This window comes from Paenibacillus sp. FSL R10-2736, assembly GCF_038000245.1.
Classification (GTDB): Bacteria; Bacillota; Bacilli; order Paenibacillales; family Paenibacillaceae; genus Paenibacillus_AQ; species Paenibacillus_AQ phytohabitans.
Genome location: NZ_JBBOBN010000001.1, coordinates 1,001,705 through 1,026,696 on the forward strand (window position 1 = coordinate 1,001,705; position 24,992 = coordinate 1,026,696).

Sequence of the window (24,992 nt, forward strand, 5' to 3'; positions counted from 1 at the left end):
TGCATCAGCCGATCACAACAAACCGGGAGGAATAAACGATCCATGCCAAAAAAGAAATCGTTTCTGTCATTCATCTTCACCACGGTCTTGCTGCTCGCTATGGTCACACCGATGGTCTCTGCTGCAACGGAAGAACAGGCGCCGCAGGAGCAGGCAGCCGTAGCTGCCGCTGCATCCACAGGTCTTCAATCCTACGTAGATGCCATGCAGCCGGGATGGAATCTGGGCAATTCACTGGATGCGACCGGAGCCGATGAGACTTCCTGGGGCAACCCGGCCGTCACACAGGCTCTAATCAAGAAAATTGCTGCCCAAGGCTATAAGAGCATCCGGATTCCCGTGACCTGGGATGTACATACGGGAGCGGCTGCCCCGTATACAGTGGATGCGGCCTATTTGTCACGTGTCCAGCAGGTTGTTGATTGGGCAGTAGCAGAGAATTTGTATGTCATGATCAACGTTCACCATGATTCCTGGCTGTGGATCAGCAAAATGGAGCAGCAGCATGATCTGGTGCTGGCCCGCTATAAGGCAGTCTGGACTCAGATTGCGAACCGCTTCAAGGGATATTCCGCCAAGCTGATGTTCGAGAGCGTGAATGAGCCGCGTTTCACCGATGGCGGAACGACGGATGAGGCCAAGTCGATTCAGATGCTGGATGAGCTGAATGTGGCTTTCCATGGCATCGTCAGAGCCTCCGGCGGGAATAATGCCACCCGTCCGCTGGTGCTGTCCACGCTGGAAGCTTCACCGACGCAGACCCGGATGGACGCCCTGTACCAGACCATCACCAGACTGAACGACTCCAATCTGATCGCGACCGTACACTATTACGGGTTCTGGCCGTTCAGTGTCAATATTGCCGGTTATACCAGGTTCGAGACCGATACCCAGAATGATATCGTGACTACCTTTAATAATGTCTATAACACCTTTACCGCCAGAGGCATTCCCGTTATTGTGGGCGAGTATGGGCTGCTTGGTTTTGACAAGAATACTGGTGTAATCGAGCAGGGCGAGAAGCTGAAGTTTTTCGAATACCTGGCTTATTATCTGAAGTCCAAGCAAATTACACCGATGCTGTGGGACAATGGCCAGCATTTCGGCCGCACATCCTTCCAGTGGTCCGATCCGCAGCTTTACAATATGATGAAGGCCAGCTGGACCGGCCGCTCGTCCACTGCTGAAAGCGATCTCATTCATTTGAAAAAGGGTGCTGCAGCCAAGGATGTGACGGTTAAGCTGAATCTGAACGGCAATACGCTCTCTTCAATTCTATACGGCAGCCAGCAGCTGGTGCAGGGAACGGATTATACCCTAAGCGGTGACCAGCTGACGTTCAAAGCAGCGAAGCTCACCAGCCTGACATCTTCCGGTAAGCTTGGTGTCAATGCGGTATTGACGGCCCGCTTCAATAAAGGCGCGGATTGGAACTTTAATGTAATTCTCTATAATACGCCTAAGTTGAGCAATGTTCAGGGAACGGTCAGTGCTTTTAAAATACCCGCTGTGTTTAATGGCGATACTCTGGCTACCATGGAAGCCGTTTATGCTTCAGGAGGGAATGCGGGCCCGCAAAACTGGACGTCTTATAAAGAATTTGCTTATACGTTTACGCCTTCCTATACAACGGGTGAAATCAGTCTGCTGCCGGCGTTCTTCAATGAAGTGAACAATGGTGACGTGATCCTGAAGTTCCATTTCTGGAGCGGCGAAGTCGTGAATTACAAAATCACCAAGAACGGAACGAGCGTTACCGGTACGGCAATGTAGATGTAGCACAAGCAGAAGATGTACATGATAGCCTTCTTTTATCCTGCGGGATGGAAGAAGGCTTTTTGTTGCGGCAGCCTTAAATATCCAAGAAAATCTTGGGGATACTATACCAAACGAACGGGAAAGGAGGGCATCTATGGAACCGGACACACAGAATATTCCTACGCTGCGGCATATTCTTGATGAATTCGATCAGTGTGCGGATCTCAGCCACCGGCGCTTTCCTGAACTCTCCGCCGATATTGTGTATTTCCCGCATACGGTGGATAACAACCTGCTAATCCAGGAAATATTGCTGCCCTTTGACCGGCTTCAGGCGGATGGGCTGGATAAGTTGTTCCTCCAGTCCCAATTTGTTGAGACAAGAGAGTCCAAAGCCGTGGTGGTCGGCATACTGGAGGGCTGTGTAGCTGTCTTCCACAGGGAAGCTGTCTACTTACTGGACGCCTACGGCCCGGAAGGCCGCAGTGTACAGCAGTCGGAAACGGAGACGGTAATTGCCGGCCCTCATGATGCTTTTGTGGAATCCGCTCCTACGAACCTGAGCTTAATCCGCCGCCGGATCAAAAGCTCGCATCTGAAAATTATCCGGTGTGAGATCGGAGAAATTTCCAAAACAACTGTGTACATCCTTTATATCAAGGATATTGCCAATCTTAAATATGTCCAGGATCTGCAGAACCGGATCAACCGGATTGAGACAGATGCGATTAATGACGGCGGGACGCTGACCCAGTTCATTGAGGATATGCCGAATTCGGTCTTCCCGCAGTTTCTGACTACGGAAAGACCTGATGTAGCTGTGTCGAAGCTGGCCGCCGGACGGATCATCACCATCATTGACAATAGTCCGACAGCGATCAGTGCGCCATCCTCCTTTTTTGAATTCTTCTCATCACCGGATGATTATTACCAGCGCTGGGCACTGGGAACGGCACTGCGGCTGCTCCGGTTTCTGGCTCTTGTAATAACGATTTCATTCACGGCGATGTATGTATCGGTAACTACCTTTCATTATGAGATGATTCCCGAAGCGCTGCTCCGAACGTTGGCCGAATCACGGAACAGGGTGCCGTTTCCTCCTGTTTATGAAGCGCTGCTGATGGAAATCATGATCGAGCTGCTGCGGGAAGCCGGAGCGCGCCTGCCAACCAAGATTGGGCAGACGATCGGGATCGTAGGCGGGATTGTGATTGGTCAAGCGGCTGTACAGGCTGGCCTGACAAGCAATGTGCTTATTATCGCAGTAGCCTCATCTGCCATTGCCTCTTTTGTGATTCCCAGCTATATGATGAGCGCCTCTATCCGCCTGATCCGCTTCGGAATCATAATACTCACCGGAATATGGGGCAATATTGGACTTGTAATGGGTATAGCCCTGATCGTAATTCATTTATCCAACCTGACGAGTCTGGGCTCGTCCTATCTGACCCCTATTGCTCCAATGAAGACGGGGGACTGGAAGGATGTCTTTATCCGTGCTCCTTTCTCGAAGCTGAACAGCCGTCCTTCCCAGAGTAAGACCATGAATTCCATCAGGCAAAAAAACAAAAAGTAGGAGTGGACGTTATGCCCGAAAAGCTGCGCCCCTTTCATATTGCCATTCTAATGCATATGACCCAATCCGGAATTGTGATCTTCACATTGCCCCGCAATCTGGCCGACTATTTCGGTACCAACGGATGGCTTTTTCTGGTGCCGTGTATCGTAGTCTCTACCTTCAATATCTATTTAATTACACTGGTCTTCCGGCTTGGTCAAGGGAGGTCTGTATTTGAAATTATGGAGCAGTCGATTCCAAGGCCGGTGCTGTATCCCTTTTATGGCGGCCTGGCTGCGGTCTGGCTTGTTTTTGGCTGCATGATCGGCAAGAAATACGTGTTAATCTTCCAAATGCTGTCCTTCCCGACAACGAACCCCATGGTGTTCAAGCTCGCTGTGGACATTCTGGCCTTTCTGATGATTACCAAAGGAATCTATTCCATCTCCAAAGCGGCAACGCTGTTCTTCTGGCTGTCCGCCTGGATGTATTTGTTCATGCTATGGTTTTTTCCGTCGTTCCGCTGGGAACGCCTGACTCCGTTTATTCTTAAAGGCGGGCATGATCAGTTCAAAGGAGCGATGGAGATCTATTCCGCTTTTCTCGGTTACGAATTATCGATACTGCTGTTCCCTTACGTGAACAAGAACAAAAAGGCTATGGCGGGCGTCCATGCGGGAAATCTCTATTTAGCTGTGCTGTATATCTCGCTGGCGATCATCTGCTTCGGGTTCTTCAGTCTGGGGCAATTGAAAAAACTGCTCTATCCTTTGCTTGATTTGCTGGCGTATATCCAATTCCCGTTTATAGAGAGGCTGGAGAATCTGCTCTACGGCCTGTTTCTGTTCCCGGTTCTGGTCACTGTTGTAATGTACTGGTGGGCGGCACAAGAGTCGGTGCGAAGAATGCTTCCCAGGATAAAACTATCCGTGCTCTCTTTCCTGCTGATTGCGATTTCCTACAGCATCTCTTTTATTCCGAAGACACTGGATGAAGTGGGGGTCTGGATCACTAACCTGGGGTATGCGGTGACCGGGATTGCTTTCGGGTTTCCTGTACTATTGCTTCTATTGCTGCTGATTCAGCGGAAAGGGGGAGAGGTCCGTGCATAGACATAATTTTTGCATGGTAAGGTTGTCCCTGATTCTATTGCTTATGCTTCCTCTGCTGCTGGCCGGATGCAAAAGCGACGAGAGAATCCTTGAGAAGCTGGGCCTGGTACAGACGGCGAGCTACGATCTTGCAGAGAATAACAGGATCAAAGTTACCTCCTGCGTCCCGGTCATTGACCCGGATTCCTCCGTACGCCGCGAGCTGCTGTCTACTGTCTCAGATAGCATTAAGGAAGCGAGAATCATGTTCTCCAGACAGACAGATTTGACGGTTGTCAGCGGGCAGCTCAGAGATGCATTGTTTGGTCTGAAGCTGGCCAAAGCCGGACTCGGGGATTACATTGATACCCTGCTGCGGGACCCCTCTATAGCCCTTGGCGTCAAGGTTACAATTATTAACGGGGATGCCGGTGAAATTCTGGCCAAGGATTACAAGCCGCATACGGATACCGGAAGATATATCAATCATCTGCTGGAGAAAGAGGCGGCCGGCAACAGCATTCCCAATACCACACTGTATGAATTCTCCCGCGACTATAATGACGATGGCATAGATCCGGTGGCACCGATAGTCAAGGATAGCGGGGACAAAGCCATTATTGACGGCATTGCCTTATTTCAGGAGGACCGTTACAGAATGAAAATTCCGGCTCAAGACGGGATATTCTTCGGACTGTTCCGTGATGACCTGAGGCAAGGGGAGGCCGCTCTCCATTTGGGGGAAGAGGATGGCCGGCAGGTGGTAGTGATGTTCAGTTCATTATTGAATTCACGCAAGGTGAAGGTTCATCGTCTGGGGCCCGGCCGGTTCAAAGTTGAGCTTCTGGCGAATATCCAGGGCTCCGTGCTTGAATATACCGGACACCATTATCTGAATAAGGCCGGGGTAAGACAACAGCTGGAGCGGGATATCGCAGATGTGATTATGGCCAAAGCCAAAGAAATGGTGTCGCAAATGCAGCAGCATAACGTAGATAGTCTCGGAATCGGGATACAGATAAGGAATACTTTGAGCTATAAAGAGTGGAATCAAATGAATTGGCGGGAGGTTTATCCGCAGGTGGAGATAGAGTGCAAGGCCAAGGTGACAATCAAGGATTACGGGAAATACATGTAGGCACTCCCCTGATTATTTCAATTTATAAATATACAAAATAGGGCAATGGGTGTAAAATTGCATTACTTAGGTCTTCCCGGCGAGCAGAATAGGAATCGGTATCCATAGAAACGAGTGCCGTGCTTTGAAGGGCGGCATGAACGTTTCTACTTCTATGCCCATATGTGAATAAATGCGCATGGACCTCTGGCCTGAGGGGGCTATGCCGCACTACACCACAGGATGATCCTGTTCCCGGAAGCAGAAGCGAAGCAACAGCAAGAAGATGAAGAGAAAAGAGACGGAGGAATTAAGATTCATGGAGAGAAAAAACTGGAAGCACCTTATGAAAATAGCAATGTTGACTGCTGCGGTTGGTCTGGTAGCGGCTGGCTGCGGAAATTCGAATAATGCCAATGCAGGCAATGCCAATACTGCAAGTACCGGAAATGCTGCGGAAGCTCCCGCCGAGGCGGTTACAATATCGCTGGGTCTGCTGCCTTCTATTGATGCGATTCCGTTTATTATTGCGCATGAGCAAGGCTTTGATAAACAGCATAATGTAAACCTCGATATCCAGACCTTCAAGAGCGCCAAGGACCGTGATGTTGCTTTTCAAGCCGGCAAAGTAGATGGTCTCAGCGCAGATCTTGTAGCGATTTCCATCTATAATGAAGCGGGATTGGATGTCAAAATTACCAGTACTACCACGGGTGAATTTGATCTGCTGACCGGAAATGATGAAGTCAAAGAGGTGAAGGATCTGAAGGGCAAAACTGTCATTCTGTCCAAGAATACCTCGACCCAATATACCGTGGCGATGATGCTGAAGCAGGCCGGTCTGACCGAAGACGATATTACAGTGACCGAAGTGCCGCAGATTCCAACCCGTCTGGAGCTGCTCAAGAATAATAAAGCCGATGCAGCCGTCCTTCCGGAGCCGTTCGTGACCATGGGCAAAACTGCTGGCCTGCGTGTCCTCAGCTCGACCCATAGTGCGGGAATCAATCCGTTCGTGCTGGCTTTCCCGCAGAGTGCGATTGATGCCAAGGGACAAGGTATCCGTGATATGTACGCCGCTTATGATGAAGCTGTAGATTATATGAAAACGCATGACCAGTCGGAATATATCGATCTGATTATCAAGGAAGTGGGTTATCCGGACACGCTGAAGAATGAGATTAAGGTGCCGGAATATCTCCCTGCTTACCAGGTGGATGTGAAGGAAGTAGAAGCGGCCTTCGCCTGGGCGCGTGAAAAAGGACTGCTCACCAAAAATATATCGGCTGAAGAAGTGATCTCCGATGTCCAGTTTAAAGAATAGCGGACTCCGCATTAACAACCTTCATGTAGCCTACGAAAAGGGACAGCTGGCACTCGGAGAGATGAATCTGACCCTGCCGGAGCATGGGATATACACAGTAATCGGTCCTTCCGGCAGCGGCAAATCCACGCTGCTGCGGGCGATTGCCGGCCTGCTGCCGGGGTATGAGGGGGAACTGCTCTTCAACGGCAGATCCGTCCATGAGAAGGAGACGCTGATTGGCCTGGTGCCGCAGAATTATGGCCTGCTGCCCTGGAAGACAGTCCGTGACAATATCAGGATTGCCATGAAGATTGCCCGCCCCGGCAGCGGGAGCACAAACAGGCAAGAGCAGGACGGGCAAATCCTGCATTGGCTGGAGTCCATGGGCATAGCCGGGCTGGCCGGCCGGTTTCCGCTCTCGCTCAGCGGAGGACAGCAGCAGCGGGTGGCTATTGCCCGTGCATTCGCCATTCTGCCGACTATTCTGCTGCTGGACGAGCCGTTCTCGGCGCTGGATGCCATTACGCGGGAAGGGCTGCAGCAGATTTTTATCGACAACTGGCAGGCTCATCCGGCAACCACGCTGTTCGTCACCCATGATATAGAAGAAGCGATTCTCCTGGGACAGAAGATTATCGTGATGCTGCCCGGGCAACAGGAGCCGCCGGAGATTCTCGATAACTCCGCTGTGTTTGCCATGAAGCATGTGGACAAGCGGGAGAGCGATGAGTATTTCGAGCAAAGTAAGAGAATCAGAAAGGTAATGATGGAGAAATGGTGAAAAAACGGCATCTCCCTCACCTGCTGCGGCTGCTGTTCGTTTTTGCGGGCATGAATGTAATCTGGTATATAGCCTATCTGCTGATGAATCATTCCATTCTGCCAAGTCCGGGTGCAGTCTATGAAGCTATGTTTCATCTGGGTGCGCGTGATGTGGCGCTGAACGTCGGCTACAGCCTGCTCCGGATCTTCGAGGGTGTGCTGCTGGCGCTGCTGCTCGGACTGATGGTAGGGCTGCTGATGGGCCGCTCTCCACTCTGGAACAGGCTGCTGGATCCGGTAGTGTATCTGACCTATCCGATTCCCAAGATTGCGCTATTGCCTGTAGTGATGCTGTTCTTCGGCCTCGGAGAGACCTCCAAAGTGCTGATGATCATGCTGATCCTGCTGTTCCAGGTAATCATATCCGTACGTGATGGTGTGAAGGCGATCCCTGAGAGTACATATGATGTTCTGACGAGCATCGGCGCCAGCTCCATGCAGAAGTTCTGGAATGTGACGCTCCCCGGCGCATTGTCGGTCATTCTCAGCACCATTCGTATCTCCCTTGGAACGGCAATATCGGTGCTGTTCTTCACCGAAATTTACGGTACGGAGCATGGCATGGGCTTCTTCATTATGGATGCCTGGCTGCGGCTGGATTATCCGGAGATGTATGCGGGAATTATGCTGTTCAGTCTGGTAGGCTTTGTCCTTTTCCTGCTGGTGGATCTGCTGGATTACCGGTTTATGAAGTGGCGGCGGTAGTCTGTAAACGGGTATTGTCCGCATAAGGACGGTGCCCGTTTCTTTTGAAATATAAGAATTTAAATGTTTCACACGATAACTTATCCTTCTATTTCTCGCTGAAACAACACCGTCCCTTAAAAGGACGGCAAAGCCGTTTCTACTTGTTTGAGAATGCTGTAATTTCCTGTCGCAAATATAACATGGTAAATATATCTAAATATAATTATAATTAGAATATCCAAGTTACTTATTTGAGGAGGATGAAATGTTTTGAACAGTAAACGCAATCAATTTATTCAGCAAACCGCCCGGACAGCCCTGATTACTTCGGTAGCGCTTGCATTACTGCTGCCTGGCGGGCTGGCTGCTGCGGAGTCCAGCTACACTTCGGTAAGGGTGCCTCTCTCCACAGCAGCTGCCGGACAGGCCGCCAATTCCGCAGCCCCGGACCCGGCCAAGGCCAAAATCACACAGGAGCAGGCCATTGCCAAGCTAAGAGAGCTGTTTCCCGTTCTGAAGGAAGCGACGGTATCCAATGTACGGCTTGGCACGGATTCTTACCCTCCTTCCGGGAACCAGATGGTGTGGAATGTCCAGTGGCAGTACCAGCTGGGCAGCTCAGGTTACGGGTTCTCCAGTTTGGTCGATGCGATGACAGGTGATCTGGTGAATACGTATATTTCTTATCCTATGTTGAGGGAGAATGCCTTTTACCCTCCGGAATTCTCCCGGGAGGAGGCGCTGGCGAAAGCCCGCAGCTTTATTGCCATAGCCGCACCATCCCTGGCAGCCACGGACCTTGTACTGGATGATAACGACCCGACTTATATGGGCAGGGACGCGCTCTTTGGTATATTTGAATATAGGTTTCCGTTCAGAATCATGAGAAACGGGCTTCCCTCAGCAGCGGATATGCTGAACATCGCCGTCGATGGAAACGGGAATATCGTTCAATTCAGCAAACCGGCTACAGAAGGAGTGTATCCGTCAGCGAAGCCGGCGGTCTCCCCGGAATCAGCTAGCAAGCAATTTGCCGGGAACTTTAAGGTTGGCCTCTATTATATCCCTATATATAAAGATGGCGCGGCAGTGCGCTGGATTCTGGGCTGGCGCCCTGAGAGTGAATCCCTGTCCCTTGTAGATGCCCAGACTGGCAAAAGCATAGATAATGAAGGCGAAGCAATTACGGCAGCTGTCACTTATGAGGCGGTTCCAGAGCGGAAGAATACTTTCCAGCCGGGAAGCGCCGCCGGGCTGACCGCAGCTGCAGCGGCGAAGCTGGTACAGCAGGTCGCTGCGATTCCTGCAGAACGCAAGCTTTCAGGCCAGAACTCTGGCGTGAATTCTCAGAATGATAAGCAAAAGCTCTGGAGATTATCCTGGGAAGCAAGCCGCACGGCTGCGAATATGGCAATGCCGGAGCGTACTTACGCTGAAGTAGACTCCAGCACCGGAGAAATCATTCAATTCCAGCTGGATCAGTATGGCGGCCAGGAATTGAAGGAACAGCCTGCACCTGCAGGCGGAACCAAACTGACGCAGGCACAAGCCAAGGAGAGAGCGATAGAGCTTATCAACCGTCTGTATCCTAAGGCCAGCGGAAGTCTTAAGCTGGCTGAGCATGGAGGGAAGTGGAGTATCCTTGAGGACGGGAAGGGGTACCGTTACCAGTTCGTGCGCTATTATCAGGGTATTCCGGTTAGTGACAGTAATATAGTCATGACTATGGATGTTTACGGCAGACTGCTAAGCTACATGAATACAGGCAGCACCGGTTATGAAGCGCTCAAAGACAAGCCTGTTCCGGCAGTTTCCGGGGCAGAAGCACTTCAGAGCCATCTCGCCCGATATGATCTTAAGCTGCAGTACAGCAGTATAGGCGGATATAATATAGACAATAAGTATGTTGAACCGGTAGTTAAGCTGGTATATGCTCCGACTCCGGCAGATTCTCAGGATACCTATAAGGTACTGGATGCGCAAACTAAGGAATGGGTCACAACCTACGAGAGCCCGTTGCAGTCACGGAGTGGTGCGGAGGCAGTTGATCTTAAGGGGCATGCAGCAGAGCAGGCACTGACCGAGCTGCTGAACTACGGCGTGCTGAGCGTAGATGCGGATAAGAAGGTGAATCCGGACCAGGAGATAACGGCCGGAGACTGGTTCACCCTGATTGCCAGATCCTCAACACCGTATTATGCAGGATATTCGAATGGTTCTGAACCTAAAGCCGTGGCTGGAGTGAGTCCGGACAGCCCTTATTATGAAGCCGTCAGCTATGCGGCAGAGCGTGAATGGATCAGCAGAGAGGCTGCGCTGCAGCCTGAGAGTAAGTTAAGCCGCGAACAGCTTGCTGTTCTGCTGGCCTCCTTCCTGAAGTACGATAAGCTTTCAGCTTTTCTGGGTAATGATTCTGTCATAACCGGCTTCAGTGACAATGCGGCAATTCAGGATAAAGGGGCAGTAGCACTGGCTGTTAAGCTGGGATTGCTGCAGGGAGAGAACGGGAAGTTCAATCCACAGCAGATTGTAACCAAAGCGCAGGCAGCTAATGTGATCATGAAGCTCGTAGAGCTGCAGGGCAGAACCGATCAGGTGATCGGCCAATAGAGAATGGAGCACAGCAAAGCCCGTTTCCGCCACTATGGCGGGAACGGGCTTTTTGACGTCGCATTATGAAGTGGAGAGGCTTATTTGCCGAGCTGTTTGTCGACTTCCTTGACGGGATTCTCGCCGACATTGTCTTCGGTCTTGATGCTGCTCATGAACCAGCCTGTAGCCGCAATAATAATCAGAACCACGTAGAAGGTCAGTTTCCACCAGGTGCTATGCGCGAAGTCTTCAGACAATACACCCAGCGAAGGATGTGCAAGAGTGATGACGGCAAGCTTAATCCCTACCCAGCCGACAATGAAGAAGGCGGCAATTTCGAGACCTGGACGTGTGTGGAGCAATTTGACGAAGAAAGAAGCGGCAAACCGCATAATAACCAGGCCGATGAATCCGCCCGCAAAGATTACCAGGAACTGTCCGCCGTCAAGTCCGCCAATGTGGCCGATTCCGCTTGGCGGAAGAGCAACGGCGAGGGCAACAGCTGCGAGGATGGAGTCTACTGCAAAGGCAATATCTGCAATCTCAACTTTAAGTACGGTGAACCAGAAGCTGGATTTCTTCTTGTTGACGGCCCCGGAAGTACCGCTTTCAGCTGCTTCATCCGTGACCGGTTTCTTGAACAGCAATTTCCGGAAGATATGATTCCCCGCGATAAATAACAGATAAATTGCGCCGATAGCTTGTACCTGCCAGATGTCGACCAGATAAGAGATGACGAAAAGTGATCCAAACCGGAACACAAACGCTCCTGCCAATCCGTAAAAGAGCGCCTTCTTACGTTCCTCATCAGGAAGATGTTTAACCATGATTGCCAATACAAGTGCGTTGTCTGCGGCAAGCAGCCCTTCCAGTGCGACCAGAACGAGCAATACCCATCCGTATTCTAATAATAATCCCCAATCCATTGCTGTTTCCTCCTCATGTGGCTCTGGATACTTTTCATAAAAAATACCCTTATTACCATTATTGTAACCAAAACTATATAAAAAAGACCTTTACCAAACAGATTAGCCTTTGGAATAAAGGTAACCTGATTGGTAAAGGTCTCGCTAACAATGATAAATTGCCGATAAAACCGGAGAATATCCTCATATTCTCGTATTGACGATTTTATCTAACAGCTACTCCCCTTTACGGGATATATGAAATTTTAGGATTTACGTATCTGACTAAAAGTATCATATATGAGTTGAGAGGCGTTGTCAATGTTTATGAGAATAAATATCATCAGGAAATGATTGTTTTGAAAACGGAAACATGGCATATACGAGTCATATAACTTGACATACCATATGTCGAAACTGCAAACATAAGGAAATTAAGGGCAAATCAAGCTTTAAGCTAATTGACGATGCCCTGTTATGAAAATATGATGAGACTAATTAAAGCAGCAAGCAAGGTTCGTGTTAATTAACATAACATCAAACCGAGCTGGTAGCCAGTTGACTGTCGCATATGGGAATGTCAGGGAAGCTTAGCTTACAAAACTTGAGTGATGCTTCCGAAGCGAGTTTTACTGCGAAGTGGTTTCAATGGAGTAATACTCCGTAAAACTAAGCGAATGCTTCCGAAGCGAGTTTTGTACGAAGATTGTACAGGGAAGCTTAGCTTACAAAACTTTTAGGAGGTGGGAAATGATGCAGCCGTCATGTATATCAAGTGAAGCGGAGGAGGAGATTAGCCGTCACCCTTGCTACAGCGAGGAGGCCCACCGGTTTTATGCCCGGATGCACATCCCGGTTGCTCCCGCCTGTAACATCCAGTGCAATTACTGCAACCGCAAGTTCGACTGTGTAAATGAAAGCAGGCCGGGCGTGGTCAGTGAAGTGCTTACTCCGGAGCAGGCAGAACGTAAGGTGAGGGGCGTTGCCGCTCAGCTGATGCAGCTCTCGGTTGTGGGTGTAGCCGGACCCGGAGATCCGCTGGCGAATCCGGAGCAGACATTTGATACCTTTGCCCGGGTCAAGAAGTATGTGCCAGACGTGTCCCTTTGCCTCAGTACCAACGGACTTACACTGTACCGGCATGTGGATGAGATTATCGAGCTTGGCATCCGGCATGTCACCATCACCATCAATGCCATTGATCCTGATGTCGGCCAGGCGATTTATCCCTGGGTGTTCGATGAAGGGGTCCGGTACGAAGGAAGGGAAGCAGCTGAGCTGCTGATCAGCCGTCAATTGCTGGGGCTTGAGATGCTGGCGAAGCTGGGGATTCTGGTCAAAGTGAATTCGATTATGATTCCGGGGGTCAACGATCATCATCTGCCCGCCGTGTCCCAAAGAGTAAAAGAACTCGGGGCCACGCTGCATAATGTAACACCGCTGATTATCGCGCCGGGCAGCCAATACGAAGCGGATGGACGCAAAGCGCCCCGTCCGAAGGAATTGCTTAACCTGCAGGAGCTGCTAGGCCGTGACGGCATGAAGGTCATGCGCCATTGCCGCCAATGCCGGGCGGATGCGATCGGGCTGCTGGGCCAGGACCGCAATCAGGATTTCCCGCTTGAAGCGATGGAAGCTGAACCGGTCATTAATGAAGAAGCCCGGGCAATGTTCCAGAGTGAGCTGGATACCAAAATCCGCGAGCGCGTCAAAGCCAAACAGGCCAGACGCATTCAGGCAGGCGGGCCGAAGACCAGAGTCGCAGTTGCCACTAGAGGCGGCGATAAGGTGAATCAGCATTTCGGTCATGCCACTGAGTTTCTGATTTACGACACTGACGGCGCAGATGTACAGCTCCTGGGTGTCCGCAAAATACAAGCATACTGTCATGGCAAAGCAGACTGTAACGGCGACAAAGCCGCCACGCTGCAAGAAATCATATCCATTCTAAGTGATTGCCGCATTCTTCTCTGCTCCGGTATCGGCGATGCTCCAAGAGCCAGCCTGAACAAAATCGGAGTCCTGCCCCTCGTCCGCAAAGGCGGAATTCAGGAAGCCATTCTCGAAAGCGTCAAGTACAGCTCTTATTTTGAAAATATAAACATTTCGAAGGGATGATGAACAATGAGACAAATAGCTTTCTACGGTAAAGGCGGTATCGGTAAATCGACAACTTCACAAAACACCCTGGCTCAGCTGGCTACAAAATTCGGACAAAGAATCATGATCGTAGGCTGTGACCCTAAGGCAGACTCTACCCGTCTGATCCTGAACACGAAAGCCCAGAACTCGGTGCTTGAACTGGCGGCTGAACTTGGCTCGGTAGAGGATCTTGAGCTTGAAGATGTATTGCAGACAGGTTTCGGCGACATTATCAACGTAGAATGCGGCGGGCCTGAACCTGGAGTAGGCTGCGCAGGACGCGGGATCATCACCGCCATTAACTTCCTGGAACAGGAAGGTGCCTATCAGGATCTGGACTTCGTATCCTATGACGTACTTGGTGACGTTGTATGCGGCGGTTTCGCCATGCCAATCCGCGAAGGCAAGGCGCAAGAGATCTACATTGTCTGTTCCGGTGAGATGATGGCGATGTACGCAGCGAACAATATCGCCCGCGGTATCCTGAAATATGCTACCAGCGGCGGTGTGAGACTGGGCGGCCTGATCTGCAACAGCCGTAACACGGACCGTGAAGATGAGCTGATTATGGAATTGGCCCGCCGCCTGAACACACAGATGATTCACTTTGTGCCGCGCGATAACATCGTTCAGCATGCCGAGCTGCGCAGAATGACTGTTGCCCAATATAATCCTACCCATCAGCAGGCGAAGGAATATGAAACTCTGGCTGAGAAAATCCTCAATAACAAAATGCTGACCATCCCTACTCCGATTTCCATGGAAGAGCTGGAAGAGCTGCTGATGGAATTCGGCATCATCGAAGATGAAGAAGCTGCAATCAAGAAGCTGCAGGCTTCCGGTCAATAAGACTCTAAGCCGTAATTTACAGAGTGATCCGGTGAACGGGAGTGGAGAGACGGCCTTCGCCGGATCATCTCAGGTGGTATTAGCCACGCAGGCGGCTTAGACGTCCTGCATCAAGAAAAGGAGGGTCAATACATGGGACTGAATATCGAAGATAATAAAAAACTGGTAGAAGAAGTTCTGGAAGCTTACCCCAAAAAAGCAAAGAAAGACCGCGAGAAGCATTTCCAGGTTGCTACAGATAACGCAATAGATTGCGGTACTTGTGCAGTCAAGTCCAACATTAAATCCCGTCCGGGTGTGATGACCCCGCGCGGTTGTGCTTATGCAGGCTCCAAAGGTGTAGTATGGGGCCCGATCAAGGATATGGTTCACATTAGTCACGGGCCGGTCGGCTGCGGCCAATACAGCTGGGGCTCGCGCCGTAATTTTGCGAACGGGACGCTGGGTATTGACAACTTTACGGCTATGCAAATCACCAGTGATTTTCAGGAAACGGATATTGTCTTCGGCGGAGATAAGAAGCTGGCCGTAATTATGCGTGAAATCACCGAAATGTTCCCGCTGGCCAAGGGGATCTCAGTGCAATCCGAATGCCCGGTCGGTCTGATCGGTGATGATATTGAAGCGGTATCCAAAAAGATGTCCAAAGAGCTGGATATGCCGATTGTTCCCGTGCGCTGTGAAGGGTTCCGGGGGGTTAGCCAATCGCTGGGCCACCATATTGCGAACGATGCTATCCGCGATTTCGTCATGGGCCGTGCGGACCTGGCGGAGACCGGCCCGTATGATGTCAACATTATCGGCGACTATAATATCGGCGGTGATGCCTGGGCATCCCGTATCCTGCTGGAGGAGATGGGCCTGCGCGTGATTGCCCAGTGGTCCGGTGACGGCTCCCTCAATGAACTGGAAGTAGCTCACAAAGCAAAGCTGAACCTGATTCACTGCCACCGTTCGATGAACTACATGGTGGATCATATGGAGAAGGCCTACGGTATTCCTTGGCTGGAATACAACTTCTTCGGACCGACCAAGACCTATGAGAGTCTGCGGGCGATCGCCGCCCTGTTCGATGCAACCATTCAGGAGAACTGTGAGAAGATGATCGCCAAATATAAGCCGGTGATGGATGCCATTATCCATAAATTCAGACCCCGTCTGGAGAATAAAACCGTCATGCTGATGATCGGCGGGTTACGTTCCCGTCATACCATCGGAGCGTATGAGGATCTGGGGATGGATATCGTAGCTTCCGGTTACGAATTCGCCCATAAGGATGACTATGAGAAGATGCTTCCGATGCTGCAGGAAGGAACCATCATTATGGATGACCCTACGGCCTATGAGCTGGAGGAGCTCACCCAGAGAATGAACATTGATCTGGTAGGTTCGGGTGTGAAAGAGAAGTATGTCTATCACAAAATGGGTGTTCCATTCCGCCAGATGCACTCCTGGGATTACAGCGGCCCGTATCATGGCTTCGACGGCTTTAAGGTTTTTGCCAAGGACATGGATATGACGGTGAACAGCCCGGTATGGGATCTGGTCACCCGGAAATCCAAAATCCAGCCAGAGGAGGCGAGCATATGAGCAAGGACGATCTGAACATTAAAGATAATACCAGCTTGTTTAAGGAAGAACGTTATGTTCAGCAGCGGGAGAACAAGAAACAGTTCGAAGCGCCTTGCAGCGAGCAGGAGACTGCTGAAGCACTCGCTTACTCCAAATCCGCTGAATATATGGAAAAGAACTTCAGCCGCCAGAATGTGGTCATCAATCCGCATAAAGCCTGCCAGCCGCTGGGTTCTGTAATGGCCGCGCTCGGATTTGAGAAAACACTGCCGTTTGTACACGGCTCGCAGGGCTGCAACGCCTACTTCCGCAGCCATCTCAGCCGTCACTTTAAAGAACCCACGCCATCCGTTTCCACTTCAATGACCGAGGATGCGGCCGTATTCGGCGGAATGAATAACCTGATCGACGGTCTGGAGAACAGTGTCGCGCTGTACAAACCGGAGATGGTTGCCATCTGTACCACCTGTATGGCTGAGGTTATCGGGGATGACCTCAACTCCTTTATCGGCAATGCCCGGATCAAAGGGGTGATCAGTGAAGAATACCCGGTAGCTTTCTGCAACACACCAAGCTTCGTAGGTTCGCATATCACAGGCTATGACGCCATGATCAAAGGCATTCTGAGCTACCTCTATACCCGTTCGGGAATCGAGAGCAAGCCTGGAAGCGGTGCGGAAAGCGGAGAGAAGCTGAATGTTCTGCTTGGCTTTGAGCCCTACACCGGTAACTTTGCTGAGCTTCGCAAGATTCTGGCAGCTTTTGATACGAAGTACACCATCCTGGGAGATCATAGCGGAAACTATGACTCCCCGGCCACAGGAGAATACGAATACTATTATGGCGGCACGAAGCTTGAGGATGTTCCGCAGGCAGCGAATGCACTGGGAACCTTGTCTCTGCAAAAATATACGCTGAAAAAGACGCAGGAATATATCAGCGGAACCTGGAAGCAGCAAATCTCCGCATTATCGACACCGCTTGGGATTAAAGGTACTGATAAATTGCTGGAAACGATCAGCGAACTGACCGGCTTGCCGGTTCCTGCTTCACTTACCGAAGAACGCGGCCGCGTAGTAGATGCGCTCATGGACAGTCATCCTTACCTGCACGGCAAGCGGGTTGCGCTTGTAGGTGATCCGGATCTGCTGATCGGTCTGATCGGATTCTGTCTGGAAACCGGGATGGAGCCGGTGCATATCGTCTGCTCGAACGGTGATGTTGATTACAATGAAGTGAAGTTCAAGGATGAAGCAGAGGCGCTGCTGGCGGCAAGTCCTTACGGTTCAGAAGCAACTGTGCATGTGGGTAAAGACCTGTGGCATATGCGCTCGCTGCTACTGAATGATACGGTTGATCTGGCAATCGGCAGCTCCCATCTGAAATTCGCCGCCAAGGATGCCGATGTTCCGCTGATCCGGGTCGGATTCCCGATCTTTGACCGTCATCATATGCACCGTTATCCGATTATCGGGTATCAGGGGACGTTGAATCTGCTCAGCTTAATTGTGAACACGATCCTCCAGCAGCTCGATGATAATAATTCCGGATTTAACTTTGAGCTGGTGCGCTAAACATAGTTTTATCAGCTATCTAAGTTAAAGTGATCACTAAGAGTGAGAGGGATTACTGAAACTTTCTGAAATGAAATGTATATTATTGATGTAATTATTTGAATAAATGTAAAAATACTCAACCTGGCATCCTTCGTCCCCCGGTACATTCGGCAGCGGTTAATATGACCGGAATCCGCGGGGGCAGCGGAGGGCCGGGATTCTTGCCATCATGTGCAAATGCCGCCTCAGGAACAGCGCAAGATTTGCGTGAAACACAGCATCTTAAGCGAAGGAGATGAAGAGCCGATGGACCCTGTTCGAAAAGACGAATTTGAATCCGAGGCTTGCGGGAGCATAGCCCCAAAAGCAAAGCCCTGTCCGCGGCCCAAACCGGGTGAAGCAGCTGGAGGCTGCTCCTTCGACGGAGCCCAAATTACGCTGCTGCCGATTATGGACGCTGCACATCTTGTCCATGGACCGATTGCCTGTGCCGGTAATAGCTGGGAGAGTAGAGGAACGTTATCAAGCGGCCCCTCCCTGTCCCAATATGGCTTCGCTACGGATCTTACGGATTCCGATATTATTTTTGGCGGCGAGAAGAAACTGAAGGAAAGTATCGACTATATTGCCGAGCGCTTTGCGCCTCCGGCAATATTTGTATATTCAACCTGTGTGACAGCGCTGATTGGCGAAGATATGGATGCGGTCTGCAAGACTGCGGCTGAGCGGATCGGGATTCCTGTGATCCCCGTGAACAGTCCCGGCTTCGTCGGCAGCAAGAATCTCGGCAACCGCCTGGCCGGGGATGCCCTGCTGCAGTACGTCATTGGTACGGGAGAGCCGGAGCCGCTGACGCCGCTGGGCGTGAATCTGATCGGAGAGTATAATATCGCCGGTGAGATGTGGGATATCGAGAAGCTGATGAACAGCGCAGGGATAGCGGTAACCTCACGGATAACGGGAGATGCCCGTTACAAGGAGATTACCTGGGCGCACCGGGCGAAGGTGAATATGGTGGTCTGCAGCCGGGCGCTGCTGGGCCTTGCCAAGGAGATGGAATCCAGATACGGCATTCCATATTTCGAAGGTTCATTCTATGGTGCCAAGGAAACGACCTATTCGCTGCGGCAGATGGCGTTTCTAATGAATGACCGTGAGATGGAGCGGCGGGTGGACCGGCTCACCGAACGGGAAGAGGCCCGGTTAAGCCAGGATCTGCGCCCATACCGCAAGCTGCTGAAAGGGAAACGGGCGGTGCTCTATACCGGCGGTGTCAAAAGCTGGTCGGTGATCTCGGCGCTGAAGGAGCTGGGTGTCCAGGTAGTCGGGGTAGGCACGAACAAAAGTACTGAGGATGATGTGCGGCGGATTGCCGACCGGGTGGGCGACGATACGGAATACATTCCCGAAGGCGGAGCAAGCCGGATTATTAAGACGGTCAGGGAACGCAAGGCTGACATTATGATTGCCGGCGGACGCAATATGTACGTGGCAATGAAAGAGCAGATCCCGTTCATCGATATTAATCAGGAGCGGCACAAGGCGTATGCCGGATATGAGGGACTGCTGAGGCTGGCCAAGGAACTGACCTATTCGCTGGCGAATCCAATCTGGAAGCTGGCGGCGAGCCCGGCCCCATGGGATAAGGAGGCTCCTCCTTATGACCGTTAACCGGAGAAAGAAGCCGGCATCGGTCAACCCGCTGAAGATCGGGCAGTCGCTGGGTGCCGTGCTGGCACTGCAGGGCTGTTACCGGGCCATGCCGCTGATTCACGGCTCCCAGGGCTGCTCCGCTTTTCCGAAGGCGCTGCTGACCCGGCATTTCCGGGAACCAATTGCCGTGCAGACCTCGGCGCTGCAGGAGATGGATGTCATCTTCGACGCCAACCGCAATCTGGAAGAGGCGCTGAATCTGGTGCTGAGCAAGCACCGTCCCGATATCATCGGCATTATTGGAACAGAGCTGACCGATGTGGCGGGTGTAGATTATCAGAACATGCTTAAGACGTATAAAAGAGAGCGGAATATGCGCGGCGGTCTCGCCTTCTCCGTCGTGCTCCCGGATTTTCGCGGATCACTGGAATCGGGCTTCAGCTCTACGGTAGAAGCCATGATTGACGAGATGATCCAGCAGGTCGGACACCGGGGGTCCAGGAGTGTAAACACCCGGCAGATCACCTTGCTGCCGGGATCATTCTTAACCCCGGCCGATGTAATGGAGCTGAAGGAGATCATCTCCTCCTTCGGATTCGAGGTGATTGCGCTGCCGGATATCTCAACGTCCCTGTCGGGCCATCTGCTGACAGGCTTCTCGCCGCTGACCCGGGGCGGAGTTCCGCTGGATTCCATGCTGCAGAGCCTGCAGTCCGGGCTGACGATTGCCATCGGCGGCAGCATGGAGCGTCCGGCCCGGCGGCTGCACAATGCGCTGGGCACGCCGTATAAGGTATTCGAAGGCGCTATGGGGCTCAAAGCCACCGATGAACTGCTGCATTTCCTGCATCAGATCAGCGGGGAGCCGGTGCCGCTGCGTTATTGCTGGCAGAGGGAGAATCTGCTCGACAGTATGCTGGATGCCCATTTTCAGTTCGCCGGCATGTCGGCTCTGACTGCACTGGAACCGGATCATTTGTATTCGGTCTCGGGATGGCTGGAGGAGCTGGGGGTAGAGCAGAAGGCGCTGATTACCTCATACGAAACTCCGCTCGTTGCCGGAATGGAACGCGAGGTATGGGTGGGGGATCTGGATGATGCCGAGGTACTCGGCAAGGGAGCGGATTTGTGGATCAGCAATTCCCACGGGCTCGCAGGTGCGCAGCGGATCGAAGCAGCGTTTATGCCGGCCGGATTCCCGGTCTGGAATGAGCTGGGTGCTTATATGTCTGTCTCGGTCGGGTACCGAGGCGCTATGGAATGGAGTAATAAAGCAGGGAATTTGTTAATGCAAAGGGAGGCAGGACACCGTGAAAGTAGCGTTCGCCACAGATGATGGAAACCGTGTGAATGCCCATTTCGGACAAAGTCCGATGTTTGCTGTATATAATGTAACGAAATCAGGCGCCTCACTGGTTGAGCTGCGCAAGCTGCCAGCGGTGCTGAACCAGGATGAAGCAGGCAAAATCGACAGCCGGCTGGATGCGGTAAGCGACTGTACCCTGATCTTCATCATGCAGATCGGTGCGTCAGCGGCCGCACGGGTGACGCGCCGCAAGATCATGCCGGTGAAGGTGCCTTTCGGCAGTCCCATAGAGGAACAGCTGAAACGGCTGGTGGAGATGCTTCAGGGTAAGCCGCCCATGTGGCTGGCCAAGGTTCTGCGGGCGGAGGAGAATAGCGGGAGCGAAGGGGGAGAAGCGAATGGAACCCATGGCTAATGAGCATGCGGTGCAGCAGGATACGGGGAACACGGAAGCCCCGGCAATGAGGCTGCGCAGCCGGAAGGTGCGCAAGGAACTGAATCAGGAGACAGTGGATGCTCTGGTCCGGCGGCTGTGCCATCTGCTGGATGCCGGAGATTTCTTCGGGCGTAATGCCATGCTTCCGCCGCTGGAGAAGATCGGGAAGCTGTTCCTGGCTACTGCCGAGGATCAGAATAAATCCGAATTCAATTGTGCCGTGTCACCGAAGGTGCGCCAGCAGGTACCACTGCTGTTCCAGGCGATGGCCGGAGTGATGGAAGAAAGAACGGGCCTTATGATCCAGAGTACCGCTGAGATTAACGGCGAGGGTTTTGGACGGGGGCTGCTGTATAGCGGCAGAGTTATCCTGGTGCTTAAAAGCTTACGCGCCGGCGCCCCCTTCCCGTTCACTTCTGCAGAGAAGACGATCCGGTACGGGGTGGAGTGTATAGAAGAAGGGCAGGCTTTTCTGGAGAAATACAAGGTGATGACTTCAGAGCACGGGCTGCTTAGCCTGGAGGGCTAGGGCAGATCTCAATTCGCAGTTACAGGGGGATTCAGGGATGGAGCAGCTTGCCGGAGGTTTGGAGCTGGAACGGTATGCCCGGCAGCTGAAGCTGCTCGGGGAAGACGGGCAGAAGGCACTGAAGGAAGCGACGGTCATGGTGGCCGGCATCGGCGGACTTGGCGGAACAGCGGCACTCTATTTGGCGGCGGCGGGTGTCGGCAGGCTTATTTTGGCCCATGAGGGAAACATTCTCGCGCCGGATCTTAACCGGCAGATTCTGATGGATAGTGATCATTTGGGGCAGGAGCGGATGAGTACGGCTATTGCCCGTCTGCAGCGGCTGAATCCGTATGTGGAAATTGAAGGCTATAATTCTAAGATTGAATATAACGCGGCCAGACCCTGGGTAGAGGCTGCCGATATTGTGATTGACGCCCGGTACGATTTCCCTGAGCGGTATGCGCTGAACCGTCTGTGTGTCGATACGAACACGCCGATGGTGGAAGCGGCAATGTATGGCTTTGAAATATCACTGACAACTGTGATTCCAGGACTTACGCCTTGCCTCGAATGCCTGTATCCGGATGTGCAGCCGCAGTGGGAGCCGTTTGGGTTCCCTGTTCTGGGTGCAACCTCCGGGATTGCAGGTTGTCTGGCAGCGCTGGAAGCCGTAAAATGGATTACAGGGGTAGGGACAACTTATGCGGGCGTAATGCATCGCTTCAGCTCACTCGACTTCGCCTGTTATAGCGTCCATATTACCCGTAATCCGAATTGCGCTTGCTGCGGAGAAGGAGGTAAACCGTGAAAAGTCTCAAGCTATGTGACACGACACTGAGGGATGGTGAACAGGCGGCTGGAGTTTCATTCACGAGGGCGGAAAAGCTGGAAATCGCAAAGTTGCTGTCGGAGTGCGGAGTAGAGCAAGCAGAGGTAGGGATTCCTGCCATGGGCAAACGGGAGCAGGAGGATATCGCGGCCATCGCTGAATTGGGACTGCCCATGAAGCTGATGACGTGGAACCGTTCGGTTCCCGGAGATATTGACAAGGCAAAGGCTACCGGAGTGAACTGGAGTCATGTCTCCATTCCGGTGTCGGAGATTCAGCTGCAGGGCAAGCTGGGATTGTCGCAGCATGAAGGTCTTAACAAGCTGCTTCGTGCAGTGGAATACGGGCTGCGGCAGGACATGACGGTGTCGGTAGGCATGGAGGATTCCTCCAGGGCAGATCTGAATTTTCTCATTGAAGTGGTGAATACATTATATAAGGAAGGCATCCGCAGGTTCCGTTATGCGGATACCGTCTCGGCGCATCATCCGGGGCAGATGGCAGAACGGGTGAGCCGGCTGCTGGGTGCAGTGCCCGGGGATGTGGAGCTGGAGGTGCACTGCCACAATGATTTCGGTCTGGCCTGCGCGAATACGCTTAGCGGCATCGCGGCAGGGGCGCTATGGGCCAGCACGACGGTAGCCGGAATCGGTGAACGGACCGGCAATGCGGCCATGGAGGAAGTAGCCATGGCCTGGCGCTATTTGTACGGCGGAGAATGTGCGGTCCGGCTGGAGCTGCTCAAGGGCTTGGCTGACAAGGTGATTGCCGCCTCCGGCCGCAGTGTCGGCGACGCGAAGCCGATTGTGGGGCAGCTTGCCTTCACCCATGAATCGGGGATTCATGTGGACGGGCTAATGAAGGAGAAGTCCACGTATCAGTCCTTCGATCCTGCGGAGGTAGGCCGGGCTCACCGCTTCGTGCTCGGCAAGCATTCCGGCAGCGGCGGTGTGACCCATGTGCTGGAGCAGCGGGGGCTTGAAGTCAGTGCCGATACGGCCGGCCGTCTGCTGGAGAAGGTGCGTGAATATGCGGAAGCCCGCAAAGGCACCGTACCGGAGTATATGCTGGTGCAGTGGCTGATGGAAGAGCAGCAGCGGGCCCAGAATGCGGTATAGGACAGCTTTGGAATGTTGATTATTTTAAGCAGTGCTGATTTTCCTTAGGGAGAACAGTGCTGCTTTTTTGCTGTGAAACCGCCATTTTCAGAAAAGATAACTTGCATCGTTTGCAGGAAGCAACTACACTTTGAGCAGGATGTTACTTCGGAAGAAAGCAAGGAGAATGGGCAGCTATGACATTGAGGAAAACGATCTTTTTTGATATTGACGGCACAATTTATGATGAAGAAAAGCAGATTCCCCCGTCCGCCAAAGAAGCAATAGCCGAACTGAAAAGACGCGGCCACCATGTGGCGATTGCTACCGGAAGAGCGGACTATATGTTCGAGGAGCTGCGCGCGGAGCTGGGGATCGATTCCTATGTTTCGCTTAACGGGCAATATGTAGTATATGAAGGAAAGCCGGTGTACAGCAACCCGATTGAGAAGCCTACACTGGAGGAGCTTACCTTGTTCGCTGAGAAGCTGGATCATCCGGTGGCATACACAGATACGGGTGGCATGAAAGTAAACGTGGCCGATCATGAGTATATCAAGACGAGCATCGGTTCGCTGAAGCTGGTGTTTCCGACGCATGATGCAGAATATTTTCTGAAGAATGACACGCATCAGGCGATGATTTTCTGCCCGCAGGAGAGTCAGGCTATATACACTGAGCGGTATCCGCAGCTGAACTTCATCCGCTGGCACCCGCTGTGTATGGATGTCCTGCCGGGCAATGGCTCCAAGGCTAACGGAATTGCGGAAATGCTGAAGGTTATCGGCGTCCGGAAGGAAGATGTATATGCTTTTGGCGATGGTCTGAATGATGTAGAGATGCTGGGGTTCGTCGGCTACGGTATTGCTATGGGCAACGGGGAAGCTGAAGCGAAGGCTGCCGCCGCTTACGTAACGAAACATGTCAGCGAGGACGGGATTTACGAAGGCTTGAAGATGGTCGGACTGCTGTAAGGCAGGGGTGGATGGTGTAAGCGGAAGCCGGGCATTACATGGCGAGAGAGCGATGCCGAAGGAGTATTCTATTGCAGATTGTGCAGTAGGATGCTCTTTTTTGTGTGTGCCCGGCTTCCAAAGGGCGGGTTGTCCGGCAATAGTATATGTTTTAGCTGGACGGGGTGTGATAAGGCGGGTGAACAATTATTGGCTTGCCCGGATGTATTCAGCTTGTCCAACCGGTATAAA

The 24,992-nt window shown here is 52.1% G+C and carries 20 protein-coding genes; 19 read left to right on the forward strand and 1 reads right to left on the reverse strand.

What is annotated here, in order from left to right; genetic code table 11:
• The first annotated feature begins 42 nt into the window (after positions 1-42).
• The 8 genes from NSQ73_RS04440 (at position 43) to NSQ73_RS04475 (ending at position 10,949) form a co-directional block, all read left to right on the forward strand.
• On the forward strand, positions 43-1,773 hold the full coding sequence (locus NSQ73_RS04440) for a cellulase family glycosylhydrolase (RefSeq protein ID WP_340985506.1): 1,731 nt from the start codon (positions 43-45) through the stop codon (positions 1,771-1,773).
• A 139-nt stretch (positions 1,774-1,912) separates the two neighbouring features.
• Complete coding sequence (locus NSQ73_RS04445) at positions 1,913-3,334, forward strand: spore germination protein (protein WP_340985507.1); 1,422 nt, start codon at positions 1,913-1,915, stop codon at positions 3,332-3,334.
• A gap of 11 nt (positions 3,335-3,345) precedes the next feature.
• Complete coding sequence (locus NSQ73_RS04450) at positions 3,346-4,428, forward strand: GerAB/ArcD/ProY family transporter (protein WP_340985508.1); 1,083 nt, start codon at positions 3,346-3,348, stop codon at positions 4,426-4,428.
• Positions 4,421-5,545: a Ger(x)C family spore germination protein gene (locus NSQ73_RS04455; protein ID WP_340985509.1), complete on the forward strand. Its 1,125-nt coding sequence runs from the start codon at positions 4,421-4,423 to the stop codon at positions 5,543-5,545. Before NSQ73_RS04450 ends, NSQ73_RS04455 begins: the two co-directional genes overlap by 8 nt.
• 325 nt (positions 5,546-5,870) lie before the next feature.
• Positions 5,871-6,848, forward strand: a complete 978-nt coding sequence (locus tag NSQ73_RS04460) for an ABC transporter substrate-binding protein (RefSeq protein ID WP_340985510.1) — start codon at positions 5,871-5,873, stop codon at positions 6,846-6,848.
• Entirely contained in the window at positions 6,829-7,611 is a 783-nt protein-coding gene (locus tag NSQ73_RS04465; protein WP_076248413.1) for an ABC transporter ATP-binding protein, read from the forward strand. The genes NSQ73_RS04460 and NSQ73_RS04465 overlap by 20 nt, the downstream gene beginning before the upstream one ends.
• On the forward strand, positions 7,605-8,357 hold the full coding sequence (locus NSQ73_RS04470; protein WP_042139715.1) for an ABC transporter permease: 753 nt from the start codon (positions 7,605-7,607) through the stop codon (positions 8,355-8,357). The genes NSQ73_RS04465 and NSQ73_RS04470 overlap by 7 nt, the downstream gene beginning before the upstream one ends.
• A 252-nt stretch (positions 8,358-8,609) precedes the next feature.
• Complete coding sequence (locus tag NSQ73_RS04475; RefSeq protein WP_340985511.1) at positions 8,610-10,949, forward strand: S-layer homology domain-containing protein; 2,340 nt, start codon at positions 8,610-8,612, stop codon at positions 10,947-10,949.
• Between the two features lie 80 nt (positions 10,950-11,029).
• Here the strand turns inward: NSQ73_RS04475 and NSQ73_RS04480 are convergent, their stop codons facing one another.
• A complete protein-coding gene (locus tag NSQ73_RS04480) occupies positions 11,030-11,857 on the reverse strand; it encodes a TerC family protein (RefSeq protein ID WP_042139713.1) in 828 nt (275 codons plus the stop codon).
• A 729-nt stretch (positions 11,858-12,586) separates the two neighbouring features.
• Between NSQ73_RS04480 and nifB the strand changes: the two genes are divergently transcribed.
• The 11 genes from nifB to NSQ73_RS04535 all read left to right on the forward strand — a co-directional run bounded on the left by nifB (position 12,587) and on the right by NSQ73_RS04535 (position 24,761).
• Positions 12,587-13,954, forward strand: a complete 1,368-nt coding sequence (gene nifB, locus NSQ73_RS04485) for a nitrogenase cofactor biosynthesis protein NifB (RefSeq protein WP_042139712.1) — start codon at positions 12,587-12,589, stop codon at positions 13,952-13,954.
• A gap of 6 nt (positions 13,955-13,960) precedes the next feature.
• A complete protein-coding gene (gene nifH / locus NSQ73_RS04490) occupies positions 13,961-14,827 on the forward strand; it encodes a nitrogenase iron protein (protein WP_039297719.1) in 867 nt (288 codons plus the stop codon).
• Between the two features lie 132 nt (positions 14,828-14,959).
• Positions 14,960-16,417, forward strand: coding sequence for a nitrogenase molybdenum-iron protein alpha chain (gene nifD, locus NSQ73_RS04495; protein ID WP_340985512.1), 1,458 nt, complete (start codon positions 14,960-14,962; stop codon positions 16,415-16,417).
• Positions 16,414-17,973 carry a nitrogenase molybdenum-iron protein subunit beta gene (gene nifK / locus NSQ73_RS04500; protein WP_340985514.1) on the forward strand — a complete coding sequence of 520 codons (1,560 nt, stop codon included), beginning with the start codon at positions 16,414-16,416 and terminating at the stop codon, positions 17,971-17,973. The genes nifD and nifK overlap by 4 nt, the downstream gene beginning before the upstream one ends.
• A gap of 288 nt (positions 17,974-18,261) precedes the next feature.
• Positions 18,262-19,626: a nitrogenase iron-molybdenum cofactor biosynthesis protein NifE gene (gene nifE, locus NSQ73_RS04505; protein WP_340985515.1), complete on the forward strand. Its 1,365-nt coding sequence runs from the start codon at positions 18,262-18,264 to the stop codon at positions 19,624-19,626.
• Complete coding sequence (nifN, locus tag NSQ73_RS04510; RefSeq protein ID WP_171718716.1) at positions 19,616-20,944, forward strand: nitrogenase iron-molybdenum cofactor biosynthesis protein NifN; 1,329 nt, start codon at positions 19,616-19,618, stop codon at positions 20,942-20,944. Before nifE ends, nifN begins: the two co-directional genes overlap by 11 nt.
• On the forward strand, positions 20,919-21,329 hold the full coding sequence (gene nifX, locus NSQ73_RS04515; protein ID WP_039297710.1) for a nitrogen fixation protein NifX: 411 nt from the start codon (positions 20,919-20,921) through the stop codon (positions 21,327-21,329). The genes nifN and nifX overlap by 26 nt, the downstream gene beginning before the upstream one ends.
• The gene (locus NSQ73_RS04520) at positions 21,313-21,879 is read left to right on the forward strand and encodes a DUF269 domain-containing protein (protein WP_340985516.1); all 567 of its coding nucleotides are present in this window, start codon (positions 21,313-21,315) and stop codon (positions 21,877-21,879) included. The genes nifX and NSQ73_RS04520 overlap by 17 nt, the downstream gene beginning before the upstream one ends.
• A gap of 37 nt (positions 21,880-21,916) precedes the next feature.
• A complete protein-coding gene (locus tag NSQ73_RS04525) occupies positions 21,917-22,669 on the forward strand; it encodes a HesA/MoeB/ThiF family protein (RefSeq protein ID WP_340985517.1) in 753 nt (250 codons plus the stop codon).
• On the forward strand, positions 22,666-23,808 hold the full coding sequence (locus NSQ73_RS04530; protein ID WP_340985518.1) for a homocitrate synthase/isopropylmalate synthase family protein: 1,143 nt from the start codon (positions 22,666-22,668) through the stop codon (positions 23,806-23,808). The genes NSQ73_RS04525 and NSQ73_RS04530 overlap by 4 nt, the downstream gene beginning before the upstream one ends.
• 176 nt (positions 23,809-23,984) lie before the next feature.
• Complete coding sequence (locus NSQ73_RS04535) at positions 23,985-24,761, forward strand: Cof-type HAD-IIB family hydrolase (protein ID WP_340985519.1); 777 nt, start codon at positions 23,985-23,987, stop codon at positions 24,759-24,761.
• Positions 24,762-24,992: the final 231 nt, after the last annotated feature.

What these genes read in the sequence shown, in the direction of transcription:
- nifN (WP_171718716.1), top strand. Translation starts at nt 19,616, where the DNA reads ATGACCGTTAACCGGAGAAAGAAGCCGGCATCGGTCAACCCGCTGAAG.
- NSQ73_RS04445 (WP_340985507.1), top strand. Translation starts at nt 1,913, where the DNA reads ATGGAACCGGACACACAGAATATTCCTACGCTGCGGCATATTCTTGAT.
- NSQ73_RS04480 (WP_042139713.1), bottom strand. Translation starts at nt 11,857, where the DNA reads ATGGATTGGGGATTATTATTAGAATACGGATGGGTATTGCTCGTTCTG.
- NSQ73_RS04525 (WP_340985517.1), top strand. Translation starts at nt 21,917, where the DNA reads ATGGAGCAGCTTGCCGGAGGTTTGGAGCTGGAACGGTATGCCCGGCAG.
- NSQ73_RS04470 (WP_042139715.1), top strand. Translation starts at nt 7,605, where the DNA reads ATGGTGAAAAAACGGCATCTCCCTCACCTGCTGCGGCTGCTGTTCGTT.
- NSQ73_RS04460 (WP_340985510.1), top strand. Translation starts at nt 5,871, where the DNA reads ATGAAAATAGCAATGTTGACTGCTGCGGTTGGTCTGGTAGCGGCTGGC.
- nifD (WP_340985512.1), top strand. Translation starts at nt 14,960, where the DNA reads ATGGGACTGAATATCGAAGATAATAAAAAACTGGTAGAAGAAGTTCTG.
- nifE (WP_340985515.1), top strand. Translation starts at nt 18,262, where the DNA reads ATGGACCCTGTTCGAAAAGACGAATTTGAATCCGAGGCTTGCGGGAGC.
- NSQ73_RS04465 (WP_076248413.1), top strand. Translation starts at nt 6,829, where the DNA reads ATGTCCAGTTTAAAGAATAGCGGACTCCGCATTAACAACCTTCATGTA.
- nifH (WP_039297719.1), top strand. Translation starts at nt 13,961, where the DNA reads ATGAGACAAATAGCTTTCTACGGTAAAGGCGGTATCGGTAAATCGACA.
- NSQ73_RS04535 (WP_340985519.1), top strand. Translation starts at nt 23,985, where the DNA reads ATGACATTGAGGAAAACGATCTTTTTTGATATTGACGGCACAATTTAT.
- NSQ73_RS04450 (WP_340985508.1), top strand. Translation starts at nt 3,346, where the DNA reads ATGCCCGAAAAGCTGCGCCCCTTTCATATTGCCATTCTAATGCATATG.
- NSQ73_RS04520 (WP_340985516.1), top strand. Translation starts at nt 21,313, where the DNA reads ATGGAACCCATGGCTAATGAGCATGCGGTGCAGCAGGATACGGGGAAC.
- nifK (WP_340985514.1), top strand. Translation starts at nt 16,414, where the DNA reads ATGAGCAAGGACGATCTGAACATTAAAGATAATACCAGCTTGTTTAAG.
- NSQ73_RS04440 (WP_340985506.1), top strand. Translation starts at nt 43, where the DNA reads ATGCCAAAAAAGAAATCGTTTCTGTCATTCATCTTCACCACGGTCTTG.
- nifB (WP_042139712.1), top strand. Translation starts at nt 12,587, where the DNA reads ATGATGCAGCCGTCATGTATATCAAGTGAAGCGGAGGAGGAGATTAGC.